Raw genomic sequence first — 14,111 nt, 5'->3', positions numbered from 1 at the left:
CAATTCAGCCAGATAACTTCCCCACATACCCGCAGTTTTATGGTATCCTTGGCCATGCTAATCGAACATCAAACCCTCTGAGGAACTCTTATGTACCTCCAGCTGCGTCTGATACTCTGCCTGATCCTAGCCAGTACGCAAACTAGCTGTATCTCCTATCGCATTCACTACCACGTGGAAGCTTGGGTATCCAAGCCTAATAGCCAGAAAGTTCGAGATAAGAAGATCATCTTTTCCTACACCCACAGAACTTCAACAGCATGGATCGCATGGGCCTGCGGTCTGACGTTTGTTGCTTACGGGGGAGCCTGCTGGCTCTATCAAGCTGTTCCTTTCGATTTCGATATTGAAGATGCAGAATTCGAAATCAGGAAAAAATTGAGCCAGATCTACGGTGGTGATGGTTTTGATATAGAGCACGCTGATATTCGATTTATTGAACCAGGGATCCAGCTATGAAATCCCCATTGCCCCTATCAATCTTGATGACATTAAACCTGGCTTGTACAACCATAGCCTATGATATCGAAACGGAAGTGACTTTCGCAGATAGCTTTCGTATCAATGATCCTAGAGTAACAAGCAAGCATGTCACTGTGGAACAAACGATAAATTATGAACTCTCTATTTTTCATCCTACAGCGTGTTTTATAACTGCCTTTGCCTATGGTGGCTGGTGCTGGAGCTATCTGTTTCTGAAATCAGTCTATTCTGATTATGCCATTGAGGAATCGGATCGAAGGCTCAAGAAAAAATTAGGTAATCCTTCAGCAAACACGTATTCCATCAATTCAACTCGCTTGCTCGATACTCACTTGAAACGAGCTATAGAAACCTATCAAATTTCGAGTTGGGGTGATCATTTAGAACAAGGGGAGCCTTTTGCCTTTCCTAAGAGTGCAACTCAGCCACCTACTGAGCTGGAAATTGAACCCCATATTACAGACAAGGCTGTTGTCGCTGCCAAGCTCAATGGGATGTTCATTGGAGTCGACGGTGGGACCTCACATTCTAGCCATGGAATAGGTGTTAGCGGCGGCTACGGCTGGCACAACTATGCCCTACAGATCGGCTATGGCTTCCAGTCTAAACGCAACCTCATTGGCAATCCTATTTCACTTAGTGCGCTCATATTTCCAGCAATCCATCACCAAGACGCTAACAGCTACTTCAAACTTGGGGCGACCTACTATGGTGGTCAGGGTAAGCGTCACGTGATCTTTGGCGATAATCTACCCATCGAATTGGATGCCAAGTGGAGCTTCATTTATACCCGACTAGGAGTAGGTGTCTTGAACCGCTATTCCTACTTCCAAGTGTACTATGAAGGTGGTATTTCTACTGTCGCTCATGCGCGCATAGTCCCGAATCACTCTGGAGTTCAATCCAATCTCGATGACGGTCAAGGAATCAGAATTGAAGACTCTGATACCTTCGGCTTCAATTCCAACGCCGGCTATGGAGACGTTGGCGCTTACTTTCAGATGGGGGTCTTACTTTGAGATTCACCCTGTTTCTACTGATTCTAGTGTCAATATCAGGATGTCGTGATTGCAAAGAAGGAGCGGTCATCTACTTAGCTATCAGTAACGACGATTCTGAAGGAAAGGCAATATCTGTGACACCGGCATATCGCGAGGTATCTTATTACGTTGACTCTAGCTCGTCTGTACGCATTGCTCATGCTTGGCAATGCCGTCTTAATGGAGGACAGGATTCCTTCTGGCTCACAATAAGAATCGGGGACAATCAGTGCTTTCACATTCATCGCACCTGCTCCGATCGCCGTGACTTCAACGCTTCATGTGATGCAGATCAATGCGAGAGCGATGAGGCTCAGATGAATACCTGTTAGGGAGATAGGCTCTTCATTTCATGAACAGCTTAGCATGCATCTAAACGTTTCTATTATTTTCAAGTTTTCATAGTACTCTGACGTCTTCATTTCATCCTCTCTATACTGGCCCTTTACAAGAAAGATGTACTCCCATACAAAGCAAAAATTTTCGGAGACTATCTATGCTGATCGCCAGAACAATCTACTATTTAATATCGTTTTCCTTGTCAACAAGCCTATTGTGGCCTACAAGATCACTTGCCAATGATAATACAATTCGTATTGCTACGTTTAACCTTTGGGATGTCCAGGCTAAAGATCTTCAGTCAGGATCAGATCCTCGCCTCAAGAAAGCGGCTGCCATGATTCAATCTGTGCAGCCAGATATCATTCTTTTGAATGAAATCGCATACGATCAGAATAATAATGGCCAGCGATTCGCTGATGGCTTCCTTGCCAAGTCTCAAGGGATTAATCTTAAGCCCATCAGCTACCGATCTCTTGCTACTCCAAGCAACACCGGAGTTCATTCAGGCTTTGATTTCGACAACAACGGTAAGATCGTCAGCGACCCTTACATCAATCCCAGGGAGTATGGTAACGACGCCTGGGGATTTGGCGAATTTCCGGGGCATTATGCCCTTGCGGTGTTAGTTCGGAAAGACCTTAAGATCTTGGAGTCTCAGGTTAGAAGCTTTCAAAAATTTCTTTGGAAAGATCTGCCAGGAGCGATGAAGCCAGTTGATCCCAAAACAGGTAAGTCTTGGTATAACGCTGAGGAGTGGCTTCAATTCCGATTGAGTTCTAAGACTCATTTAGATGTACCCGTTCAATTAGGAGACGACACTATCCTACATGTCCTAGCAAGTCACCCCACACCACCTGTCTTTGATGGTGAAGAAGATCGAAACGGAGCTCGCAATCACGATGAGATTAGATTTTGGGCTGAATATATTAATGGACAGAGATTTATCACAGACGATGCTGGACGTCGAGGCGGTTTACCTGAGAATGCTGCCTTTGTTATTCTAGGCGACTTAAATGCTGACCCAAACGATGGAGATAGCATCGGCAACCCGATGAAACGTTGGTTGCTAAGCCACCCTCGTATTTTAGACTATAAGCCAAAGCTAGCCAGGTATCATGATCGTACTCGTTTCGGATATGCTGATGACGACGATGATACGGCTTCATGGGCCTTACGAGTTGACTATGTGCTTCCTTCTGACAACTTCCTAGTGAATCAGGGCGCTGTGGAGTGGGATGCCAGTGTTTCCGATCATGGTCTTGTCTGGCTTGAAATAACAGTTAAATAGCGTATTTTAGAGATTGAAAGGGAGATCAAGTCTCCCTTTCAATCATCCACTAGAGGCTGTGACGCAAATCAAAGCGATCTAGCTCCATAACTTTGGTCCAGGCCCTTGCAAAATCCTTGACGAAGCGTTGCTTTGAATCTGAAAAAGCGTATACCTCAGCCACATCACGAAGCTCTGTATTAGATCCAAAGATTAAGTCTACAGGTGTAGCAATATAGACTACCTTCCCTGACTTTCGATCGAGGCCTTCATAGAGCCCTTGCCCCTTGGCCTTACGCCATTGGTAAGACATATCGAGCAGATTGACAAAAAAATCATTATTTACTAAACCAAGACTCATTGAAATCCTTTTGAATATCTTTCAGCTTACTGAGAACCTTGGCTAGCTCTTTAGGATTGTTGACAGCCCAATCCTTTTGTGGCGCCAACGCCAAGCGTGCACCATTCGCTCCACCACGCATATTGGAAGCTCTGAAGCTTGATCCAGCTGCCCACACTGTGCGAACCAACTCAGAAACACTTAGTCCTGAGTCTAAGATTTCTTCCTTGAAAAGGAGATATTATCCTCGTCAATCATCTTGTAGTCCACAGGGGGAATCGGATCTTGCCAGATCAATTCATCCTTGGGAACTTCTGAGCCCAGATACCGAGCTTTCGGTCCCATGTCTCGATGAGTAAGCTTGTACCAGGCCTTAGCAAAAGCCATTTGATACTCTTCGGGATTGGCTAAGAATCGCTCAGCGATCTTTTTGTATTTTGCATCAAACTTGATTGCAAGATCCGCAGTGGTCATCACTGGAGGGTTCATCTTGCCATTGACATGAGCATCAGGCACCGATTTAGGGAGAGACTTATCCTTTGGAACCCATTGGATGGCACAGGCTGGGCTCTTAGTCTGCTTCCACTCATGACAAAGACGGTCCGTACTTTTGCTTAATTGGCCATAGCTGACGCCGTGCCTTGTCAAGATTGCCATTGTCAGGCCAGCAATTGAGAGGGTCAAACCGCATCTGACCACCACCACCGCGACCATCGAGTGTTCGATAAGTTCCTGCACTGTGCCAGGACATACGGATAAAGAATGGGCCATAGTTACCGAAATCTGCCGGCCACCAGGCTTGAGACGTGGTTAGTAGCTTGTCAATGTCTTGCTTAACGGCCTTTAGATCAAGCTTTTTAAAGGCTTCGGCATAATTAAAATCCTCGCCGAGAGGATTCGAGCGAGGGTCGTGATCCCTGAGGCTCGATAGATTCAGTTGATCCGGCCACCAGAAACTATTGTCCTTAGGTGCACCCTCAACCACCTTTCCTCCACCAGACTTCATAGCCGGCTTTGCTGATAAGGAAGCGTGTGTCATACCAAAGGCTGCGATCCCAATAGCAGCTGCCCATAAGCTGAGCTTTCTCATGCTTGTCCTCCGAAGCAATTCTTTAGTTCTAAATACATTTGAGTGTATCCCGACAAAGTATCATGAATGCATTATAATGAAAAAAAACAATTTTTCCTGCTGCATACTGTGCTTGGACGAGGTGGGAATAACACTAGGCAAGATCTTTCAAGTGACCAATGATAAACTTGAACTATACATTTTTTAGTCAAAGAGTCCCCATGTCAAAGGCCAAAGCCAAGAAGTCAGCCTTGCGCCAAATCAAGCGACGCAAAAAACGCCTCGAACATAGTAAGACCGCGAGCCTGAATGGCTTTGCTTATGAAGTTCTCACCCGAGATGATGTTGCCACAGAGCACAAGAAAGCCTTTCGTACTCTTCTCAATCAAACCAGTGTGCGCCTAAAGAGTAGCGACCCAGATGAGGACTATAAGGAGGCCATCTCACTGATTGAACAAGCTTTCACGATGGAACCTAAAAAAATTAGCTGTGGCCCTCAATGTTCTGCGTGCTGTCATCAAAGAGTCGACATCCTTAGCATGGAAGAAGAGCGTATATGGCAGGCTGTGGAGGATCGTCAACTCGTCATCAATCAGAGCCGTTTGGATCGACAAACAGCCAGCAAAGGGGATTGGTCGCAGCTTGAATATACCGATCGTGCCTGTGTTTTTCTCGATGAGGCTCATAACTGTCAGATTTATGATCAGAGGCCTTTGGTATGTCGTCGCTATTATGTTTTATCAGAGCCCAAATTCTGTAAGACAGGTGATCGAGGGCTCATTGATTATTCTAGCAACTTTCCCTGCGACACCTTTCTCAGCGCCTTGATGAATAAATACCCAAGCCAATCTATCACATCATTCGTTCAAAAGAAGCTTAAGTCCTAGAAACAACATTTCCGCGGGACTTTTGTCAAAAGTGCAACTATTCTTGGCAGCATAGAGCATACGAACTGGTATGGGAGCCTGCTTTGAATTACCGAACCTACCTGAAAGGTATTATCAACTTTCTCGATGGAATCATCCTAATAGGATCGATCGCAACACTTGCTGCTTGGATTTTTTTGGGACAAGGCTTGTTATATTCAGAAACGTCGCCAGTCCTATCACCTTTCACATCTCTATCTCTGGCTTTGATGTCTGGCAGTCGCCTGGCTCTCAAACACCTTCAAGCATTTCCCACACCTCTAGCAATGGCTGCTCTTGGCCTGACTCTTGGTGGCAACCTTTCTTCGATCATGGCGCAACTAATAGTACCAAGCCTTCTTCTCGATTCATTTCCAAGCTTGGTTCCCACATCCATCATGACGTCGGTTGGATTGATTCTCTTTTGCTGCTACGAGCTTCTCGTTATCTTACGTGATACTCCCCGGCAGGGTTTTATAATAGATGATATTCTCCTTCACCTAGCCTTGCTCCCTGGGGGTATTAGTTTGCTAGGTCATGTTCTAGACAACCCCGTTTATATAAGCTCAAAGATTGATCCTAGGAGCGGAATTTCCATCCTTGAAATGGCCTTCATGGCATCTTATGCTGTAGTTGCAGCCCTATCAAATAAAAATCTATTTCTTTGGCGATTTCTCCGGGATGGTAGTGCTAATCGAGTGATCTTTGCGATTCTATTTGTCAATCAATACATTGCTCCAACAATCGTTGGCCTTGTGGCTGCAAAGTCTCAGGAAAGAAGTATTGGCATAGAACTATTCGTCATGTTAGCTGGGGTCTTTGCAACCCTTAGTTTTCTCGCTATGAAAGCCTTTGGCAGGAATCGCTCTCAGCTTTAACTTTAGCCAGGTTCGAAAATGGCCTTAGTGGCGAAGCTTATTCAGGGCTCCGATCTCAATTGGTTTGCCATACTGTGGTTGTATGACTACGACTTCAGGGGCAAGCTGCTTCGTTGTTTGAATAAATTCATCCAGAGCGACTCCCGAAGGTACCTCTTGCCCAGCGTCAAGCCTCCTAAAAAAATTGTCGTGATGCACTGGCATCACAGCTTTGGGTCGGTAGGGAATAACTAAGTTCTTCAGTAAAGACTCAGAGCTTTTTCGGGCCGCTATACCTTGAATGATCAGATCAACTGTTACGTTTTTGCGCTCAACATCCTCGAAGCTAGAAGGTGCAAACAAAATTGTCAGTTGAGGATGGCGAATGAGGTACGAGAAGCAGTCTTGGTTCTTATAGTCTAAGAAGCTAGCCTCGCGGGGAAACGGACTCTTGATCTTCCCTGACATGAAAACCTTGCCCCAAAGGTGGGGTGCATGGCCAGACCTAAGAACTTCGACCGAAAATTTTCCAACTGAATAGATCTCGTTGACTTTCTGAATCTTGATTAGATTCTCTTGATAGCCCTGAAACATTGCAATCGTTCGACCATTGTCATCGACAAATACCTGGCTGCTGAACTTCTTTGCTAACGGCACCAGATCTAGAATATGATCGTAGTGACTATGGCTCACGAAGACTCCTTTGATTTTCGATATCGGGCTTTTACTCAACCAATGTTCAATAACCTCAGGATCTGGCTTTAATGTTGACAGAGAGAATAAGTCCCACAGGCCTGGGCGGGAAAAAAATGGATCAAACGCAATGGCATTCTCACCATCATCGATGACGATATTGCTGGTTCCAAACCAATGGATCTTCATTGCTTGTGAGGCATTAGAAACAGTTGTAAGAAGTGTAGCTGCCACCGCAGCTACACTTATGGTCTTGACTAGCTTAATTACCGTATTCTTCGAAATACATCTGCGACCCAATTGGATTCGATGGGTCAATGAGTATAAGTTCGACTGTGCCGAAGATCGGCTGGGCGTTGTAGACATCTAAGAAGACTCCTACCTTGTCTTCAACTTTCTCAGCCCCAATCGTAGCAGAACTTTCATTCCTTGTGAATGTATATAGGCCTCTGTGAGCTTCATCCATTGTGAAAGCTCCTTGAACAACGAGATCTTGGCCCTTTAGCTCGTCTACATTAAATCGAGCCGTGGTACGACCTCGATTGGGCCCAAAACGATCTTCAATGTCTAGAATAATCTTATCTCCTTGCTGGTAACCTGGATTAAACGGCCCGGGAGCATAGTCATATTCCCATGTGGTACTTAGGGGGCTAAACGGTGCATTGCGTTCAAGATCTGAATACGAGACTAACTTTTGGGACCCGTTGATCTCTATCACCTGCTCAGTCCCAATCGCAAGATTTTCAGAACAGCCAAGTTGGAAGCGCTCCTTGCTTGGATTGCTAGCACTGATAATGCGACCATTTTGAACGGTTACAGGATACACGGAAAATTCACTGCTACCAGGGACACGCTCGATTTTTCGAATGGTGATCCAATGAAACAGTTCCTGTAAGTAACCATTCATCTCTCCTGTGATCAAGTTTCTCTTTCCTGGTCGCAAGAACTTGGAAACAAAATTATCTTCCTCAAAAGGATCGAGATACTCTGCAGTAATTGCATAGAAACTTTCAACTTCGCCAATTCGATTGAATAGGGTCACCACCTCACGACTACGGCCATCGGATTCAACATGACCCCAAATCGCTTTTCCATCCATTTCTTCAACAGCAAGATCACAGGTTTCAGGGCTGGGTTGCGACCATGGTTTGAACGCGTTGTCCGTGCTGTTCATTCGCGATGCGAGTTCAGGATAGTGACGTTTTAGAATATCAACCATCGTCGTGCCTTCGACCCAATCCATACCAAGCTCTGTGTATGTGTCAGCATTATAGTCGGACGTATAGAATCGATCAGTAAGGATTCGGCGACTAGCATTCATAATAAAGATCTGGAAGGCTGTTTCAGAGAAGCCAAATCCTTCTGGTCTTACGGATTCGGCCATTTCTCCAACAAAAGCATCAATCAGCTCAACATCATTCTTGTAGACCCGCTTCATATCTTTTAGTAGCTGCTGATTTTCAGCTAAACTCATATCAGCCCCTTCGAACAGTTGTTCGAAGTTTGAAATGGGCGTTAAACCAATTTGACGCCTGAATTCGTTGTATCGAGGAATGCCACGCTCCCGATCTCGAACAATGTCGATGGTTGCAAGATCCAACGGCCCTCGAAATGGAATTTCGATATTTCTTAAGACGTTGGGGTAGTTTTTTAAGGTTAGTGCACCAGGGTTTGTTATGCCGAACCCGAACCAAAGATCTGCCTGTCTTGATGAGCGGAACATCTCCTCACCGTCACCAAAGGTAGTATCTTCTAGTGATACTGAATCCTTTAGACTTCCAGATTCAAAGTCATAAACATCTATGGAATCCCGCATCAAGGGGTGCATGCGATAAACCTGAACGAATTCTTCCGTTAAGGTATAGGGAACACCGTAGTTATTTGCTTCCGTAGCACCTGCTAGCCCCCCTATAACATAGTCCAACGACGCTGCATTTTTGAATAAATCTGCAACACCGGCCATCTCTGGATTCGTTCTTAAGATTCGTTGGAAAAATCCATCAGCATTCGATGCTGCTTCCAACCATTTTTTGATCAATTCACGATAGGCTTCCTTAGCTTCGCGACTCCCCAGTAGCCCCCACCAGTTTGCATACATTGCTGTGATTGTTGTTGGGTTGGCAATGATTGCTGGCGTCCACTCGACCGTATGAATTTTCGTCATAAGAGCAGCATTAATCAGGCGAGACTTGTCATAAAGTTGCTGATCAGTCATCTGCGGATACTTTTCCTGAAGAGCTTCAGCAATGGCATTATGTTCCTTGACGAAAAGGTTATGAAGCATACTTAATCCTAGCCACCAGTTATCTGTAAACCCCTGCACAGGGACTCCATTCGACCCGGTTGGCAAGTAGCCTTGATCGTCGAGCTTGAGTTTTCCACCTTGAAAAGTTCTGATCAGTTGATTCACTTCAGAGTTTGTACCATAGATCTGGGATCCATCCCACCAATGAGTCACTAAGTTCTCATAGGCTGGAAGAGCTTTCTCTAGGGGAATACGCTTGACTTGCCCTGTGTCTTCATCGAAAACTTGAAAATCTTGAACAAGTGTTGCAGGACGAGTTCTCTTAATCTCAATCATGGACCCAGCGCTAAACTCTGGATCGTTTGTGGGTACTGGAACCTCAATAGGGTCGGACTCAAGATTTACGCCATGAGAAAACCAATCATGAGTCATAAACTGAATCCAGGCTGCTGCAATAAAGTTAAGGCTTGTTGCTGGCTTAAATGAATCCCGACCCATGAGAAGGTTACTGATTTCTCTTGGGTTCGGCTCAAGAAGACGCTCAGATTCTAATTCGGTGACACTGGCCCTTGGATCAACGTTGCGACCAAAGTTTGTGTAGATCGAACCTTCTTTAGGGTTCTCTGGAATGACACAAGTGCCATCTAATGTTCGCGCCTTCAGGTCATCATCGGAGCAAGAGATTGAGTTTGCGTAGTATTCTTCTGACTCAAGATCGTAGAGATTATTCTCCATAAGCTCTTCGCGATCAACAGCAAGCATTCCTAAGGATACAATCAAGCCTATACCACCAAACATTTTGCCAATAACTGGCCAAGTCACCCAGACTGAATTACCAATCATCCTACTAATCTCCCTTAATTGTTAAAAACTGACACAAAGATTTCGCTTTCACCAATGACTAACTGTCTTCTATCCCCGGAAAGACTCTTCATATAGGAACTTAGCAATGTGGTGATGACGAAGTTTAGTGGGCGTTGGAAAAGGTATAACAGTCTTGAATGAGCTTGTTAAGATCTTTGAGTCGATTAACAAAAGATTCATACTTCATAAACGGCTTGCTCACAATAATGACAAGGCATAGAAAAAAAAGTTACCTTGTAAGTATCACAACCTTAAAACCAGACATTTCCCTTTCGTGAAGTGATAAATGACATTTTGAATCGATTTGAATTCATTTGATAAGACGTTATTTGCCTAACAACAATCAAGTGGTATTTTTTATATGTTCTTTTCACATCTGAGTCTTTGCTTAGCCTAAAAATCTGTCGGTACTGGGGAACTATCTTTTTCAGGTCGATGACAGTACTCATTAACCCCCAGTACACAATAGCTTAGAGCATCCTGTTATGCTTAAAAAAGAGTCGTCGATCCCCATATTCAGACGCGATAAAACGCGATCTTGTTTCAATAGTACCAATAAACAAAGCCTTCTTTCTTCTCTCCCAATCTATCTCTGAAGTATCGAGGCCTTTTTCTTCACTAGCATAGACCCTATATAGGGTCGTACCTGAAGGTATGTCCATAAAGTCCTGGCGAAAATCATGAGCAGTTTCATCAAATCTCATTTCTTCCACAGGGCTAAAATACAGCTGCCTTGGCTGCCTAGGTTCGAATACTTGATCACCATGCTCGTCGTAATCAGCGAAACCATCCACAGAAATTTGGGTGGGATACTTTGCAACTCTCTTAAACACCAAAGATGAAAAGATAGAAGCAATATCAAACTCTAGGGGAATTACATTCGATAGTTCGTTAGCAAAGAAATTGTGGTTCTCACCTTGGCCACTGAGCTTGTACAGAGCGCTAACATTCTGTGATACCATGCCATCACGAAAAAACTTAAGTGCGATACCAGGTGCAAAGGTCATCGATGCAGGATCACCTGTTACGGAAACGCGCAAGAGACCCTGGGAAGCCCCCTCGAAAAGCCCTGTATAAGGGCTATCTTGTGTGGCAACAAAGGCTACTTTGGCGACAACACCATGCTTATGAATAGGTTTATCATAGCTCGCCTCGGCTTCATCCATCGGCCTTTCCATTTTTTTGGATAGCATATGAAACGCAAGTTTGAACGGGCTGACTGACTTCAATGTTGGTAGCCCTGCTTTGTATTCACTGGCGATGATCCCATCTTGCCAGAGTCTATTGAGTTTTTCGTCACCATTCAGGGCCTCATAATTCTCGGGTAAAATAGTTGATTCCTTAGCCCCTTGCTCCAATGATAACCCTACTGGAATCGCAACTGCTGCCGTAAGGGCAGCTATAAGCGCAATCGTCCTCATAGTCTTCCTTCCCAAAATTGAAATGACAATAACACTCGTTCTAATGTCTATCCCCAAGAAGGTCACATATTTTTTCTGTTAATATTTGGTTTAGACGAAGATGAAGTCTACCCTATCAGGGTAAGTTCCCTAATAAAGGAACGTTTTTTTGTCCGGAAATCAGCAACTTCATGGAATCTTAATGGATAAGCACCTTTATTAGTTCGTTCTGGTAGTAGTGAACTCAATCTGGAGAAAACCATGTACAAAACCCTTAGCGCTACCCTTCTAAGTAGCGTCGCATTTACTGCTCAAGCTCACGACTTGCGCCCTTTTTCACAACAATATGTCTCTCCTGCACAGTCGTATCGAATCTTGAGCAACCTTGCCCTCCAAAGTGTTTACAGCGATGCATCCCTAGGCGGCGAGGAAAGACGAGTTTCGCAGTACGGAACGAAAACTGAAGCTTATGGACAGTATCGTGTGAAAAACACCTACTTCTCAATCGATGCGGTCGACGATGGCTCCGAGTCTCGCTTCGAGAGAATCAGCCAATATCGATTCTCGGGGCAGTTTGCTGTGAATTTAGATAGCGTGGTGTTTGGCCTAAAAGTAAGTCAACATCAGCGAGATCGCGTAAGCTACTTTCCTGATTTAAAGCTCAGCACCAACCTTGACGGAGAAATTGTCAACATCGACGCCAGCCGCGAAGAAGAAACCCAAAGCGCTTCTAGCTATACTGCAGGGATTCTATATTACCAGCCTGACTTTGAAGTAGGGCTCGCCCATAAGGCCAAAGTTGAACTCGGAGACATTGAAGAAGCCAGTAAAACAAGTTTGCATACCAGGACCAGCTTATCTTCAAAGTTTGATTTTGGGGCAGTTTTTGATTACTACGATAACCTTGGTCTTGATAATAATGACTTACAAGACTCCTTTGCAATGACTCTGATTGGTGACTACCGTATTGAACAAACCCACGGCTTTGAATTGGGTATGCGCTACCAATCCGAATCTCACAAGGATTCGAGTGTTATGACCAACGATACGGCGCAGAGATATTCATTTTTCCTTGCAAGCCATCACCTTTTGAGGCGCTACATGACTGTTGGCTTGGTGGCTAGCTTTCATCGTGCCTTTGATACGAGCAACAATGTGGCCTATCGTGAACTTGAAGCTGGGGCACGCCTAAACATTAGAATCTAGTCGATTTTCAGCCAGTTTCATTTCGTATTAACATTTCCTACTCACCACTAGGGCTGGTCTTGAAAAACTAATAAAGATGTTCTGAGACCAGCCCTAAAAAAGATTGCAGAACTAAGATTCATTAATAATCGGTATAGCTGAACGTTTTTGCTATACTAAATCATTCCATTTCCCGATATGTCTTAGCCGTTATCTCGTTTTTCTGTTCCTATATAAATAAAGCTGTCGATAATGGAAAAATTCATTTATGGACAATAGTTTTATAAGGTTCCAAAGCAAACGATCGCGATTCCGATTGACACTTATGAATCGTCGCTACCCTATTCGCTTTGCCAGAACGCTCAAGGCTCACCAAGCCCCCCTATTTAACGAGGCATATCTGCTAGCGGGGGGTGTAACGCCCCTAAAGAACCCCGAAGAAGCACAGCTAATAGGAATTTTTCGCAGGGGAAGACTTGTTGCTGGTATTGCTGTACTGCCTAATACGCGTTCTCTTGAACGCCTGCCTCACGAAAAAAGGTCAGCGATCTTGAGCCAACTCCCTTCGAAACCCCGAGAAATCGGTTGCTTCTGGCGATCCCGGCGATTGAGTCGCAATTGTGATCCAGTGTTCGTCCTTGCCTTGGCACTGATAAAGTGCTTCTTTAACTTCCGAATGACTGTGCTTATCGCAGTCTGTCATAACGACAAAGTTAGTAGAATCTACCATGGACTTCATCTACCATTGATATATCAAGAACCATCACAACGCTTTCGGGGTCACTCAACCAAGATTTTCAAGCTTCAAAGGAGGCATGTTCCTGGTATCATTGTGGGCCTGATTTATCGATTGATTAGTGGACCTAGACATTGATGACATCACGAATCCAGCAAGCACGCTATAGACAAGTTTTCTTCGCATTGGCTGGGGCATTGTTATACAGTGTTTGGGCATTTGTGATCAACCGCCAGGAAGCTAGCCCTTGGCTATCAGCAGTGACTGAGTTTCTTCGATCTTTCTTAGTAACACTTAGTGGGAATGTGCTTCGTGAGTTCTTCTTTACGATCTATCGTAGGTGGATAGCAAGTAAGCTAACGAGAATCATTCTTACTGCAGGTACTGTTTATGGACTCACTACCATCACAACGATTACAATACACTACATGATCAATCAGGATACTGCCATCCAAACTGCGTCTCTACCTCTGATCGTTAGTGGTATCTACTCTCTCGCCTACCTTATCTACATCGCTCGATTAGAAAAGATTTGAGAGCTATGCCATCGATTTCACGAAACCAGTGCCTAGTCGATTTGAAGCCTTGGCGTTGTTGATTTTGTCACTCGCTCGTCACCATACCCAACACGTACTGTCTCCTCGCTCGATCCTTGTCGCCTAGCTGAGAAATTAACTTGACTAGG

At 44.6% G+C, this 14,111-nt stretch carries 13 protein-coding genes and 1 pseudogene; 9 read left to right on the top strand and 5 right to left on the bottom strand.

Going from position 1 to position 14,111, the window contains the following annotated elements:
- The first annotated feature begins 90 nt into the window (after positions 1-90).
- From B9N89_RS21335 to B9N89_RS21320, 4 genes are all read left to right on the top strand, one after another.
- Entirely contained in the window at positions 91-459 is a 369-nt protein-coding gene (locus tag B9N89_RS21335) for a hypothetical protein (RefSeq protein ID WP_132322282.1), read from the top strand.
- On the top strand, positions 456-1,502 hold the full coding sequence (locus B9N89_RS21330; RefSeq protein WP_132322284.1) for a hypothetical protein: 1,047 nt from the start codon (positions 456-458) through the stop codon (positions 1,500-1,502). Before B9N89_RS21335 ends, B9N89_RS21330 begins: the two co-directional genes overlap by 4 nt.
- Positions 1,499-1,855, top strand: coding sequence for a hypothetical protein (locus tag B9N89_RS21325; RefSeq protein ID WP_132322286.1), 357 nt, complete (start codon positions 1,499-1,501; stop codon positions 1,853-1,855). Before B9N89_RS21330 ends, B9N89_RS21325 begins: the two co-directional genes overlap by 4 nt.
- A gap of 164 nt (positions 1,856-2,019) precedes the next feature.
- On the top strand, positions 2,020-3,153 hold the full coding sequence (locus B9N89_RS21320; protein ID WP_132322288.1) for an endonuclease/exonuclease/phosphatase family protein: 1,134 nt from the start codon (positions 2,020-2,022) through the stop codon (positions 3,151-3,153).
- 49 nt (positions 3,154-3,202) lie between these two features.
- On the opposite strand, the gene B9N89_RS32575 is transcribed toward B9N89_RS21320, so the two are convergent.
- Together B9N89_RS32575 and B9N89_RS32465 are read right to left on the bottom strand one after the other, a co-directional pair.
- A complete protein-coding gene (locus B9N89_RS32575; RefSeq protein WP_200820759.1) occupies positions 3,203-3,493 on the bottom strand; it encodes a hypothetical protein in 291 nt (96 codons plus the stop codon).
- Positions 3,486-4,478 (bottom strand): annotated as a pseudogene (locus B9N89_RS32465) (peroxidase family protein); the annotation flags it as partial. The gene B9N89_RS32575 and the pseudogene B9N89_RS32465, both read right to left, overlap by 8 nt.
- A gap of 284 nt (positions 4,479-4,762) precedes the next feature.
- On the opposite strand from B9N89_RS32465, the gene B9N89_RS21310 reads away from it, so the two are divergent.
- Positions 4,763-5,428 carry a YkgJ family cysteine cluster protein gene (locus tag B9N89_RS21310; RefSeq protein WP_159455534.1) on the top strand — a complete coding sequence of 222 codons (666 nt, stop codon included), beginning with the start codon at positions 4,763-4,765 and terminating at the stop codon, positions 5,426-5,428.
- Between the two features lie 83 nt (positions 5,429-5,511).
- Complete coding sequence (locus B9N89_RS21305) at positions 5,512-6,324, top strand: hypothetical protein (RefSeq protein ID WP_200820755.1); 813 nt, start codon at positions 5,512-5,514, stop codon at positions 6,322-6,324.
- A 24-nt stretch (positions 6,325-6,348) separates the two neighbouring features.
- Here the strand turns inward: B9N89_RS21305 and B9N89_RS21300 are convergent, their stop codons facing one another.
- The 3 genes from B9N89_RS21300 to B9N89_RS21290 all read right to left on the bottom strand — a co-directional run bounded on the left by B9N89_RS21300 (position 6,349) and on the right by B9N89_RS21290 (position 11,526).
- On the bottom strand, positions 6,349-7,296 hold the full coding sequence (locus B9N89_RS21300; protein WP_159455533.1) for an MBL fold metallo-hydrolase: 948 nt from the start codon (positions 7,294-7,296) through the stop codon (positions 6,349-6,351).
- A complete protein-coding gene (locus B9N89_RS21295) occupies positions 7,259-10,084 on the bottom strand; it encodes a peroxidase family protein (RefSeq protein WP_132322294.1) in 2,826 nt (941 codons plus the stop codon). The genes B9N89_RS21300 and B9N89_RS21295 overlap by 38 nt, the downstream gene beginning before the upstream one ends.
- A gap of 491 nt (positions 10,085-10,575) precedes the next feature.
- Entirely contained in the window at positions 10,576-11,526 is a 951-nt protein-coding gene (locus B9N89_RS21290; protein WP_132322296.1) for a hypothetical protein, read from the bottom strand.
- Between the two features lie 240 nt (positions 11,527-11,766).
- Here B9N89_RS21290 and B9N89_RS21285 point away from each other — a divergent pair, with 240 nt between their 5' ends.
- The 3 genes from B9N89_RS21285 to B9N89_RS21275 all read left to right on the top strand — a co-directional run bounded on the left by B9N89_RS21285 (position 11,767) and on the right by B9N89_RS21275 (position 13,962).
- Positions 11,767-12,711, top strand: coding sequence for a hypothetical protein (locus B9N89_RS21285; protein ID WP_132322298.1), 945 nt, complete (start codon positions 11,767-11,769; stop codon positions 12,709-12,711).
- Between the two features lie 247 nt (positions 12,712-12,958).
- Entirely contained in the window at positions 12,959-13,564 is a 606-nt protein-coding gene (locus B9N89_RS31930) for a hypothetical protein (RefSeq protein WP_143478232.1), read from the top strand.
- Positions 13,564-13,962, top strand: coding sequence for a hypothetical protein (locus B9N89_RS21275; protein ID WP_132322302.1), 399 nt, complete (start codon positions 13,564-13,566; stop codon positions 13,960-13,962). The genes B9N89_RS31930 and B9N89_RS21275 overlap by 1 nt, the downstream gene beginning before the upstream one ends.
- Positions 13,963-14,111: the final 149 nt, after the last annotated feature.

It is taken from the genome of Pseudobacteriovorax antillogorgiicola, from assembly GCF_900177345.1.
GTDB lineage: Bacteria > Bdellovibrionota_B > Oligoflexia > Oligoflexales > Oligoflexaceae > Pseudobacteriovorax > Pseudobacteriovorax antillogorgiicola.
Note: the sequence above shows the minus strand (reverse complement) of the source record. Positions and strands in the feature narration are given on the sequence as shown.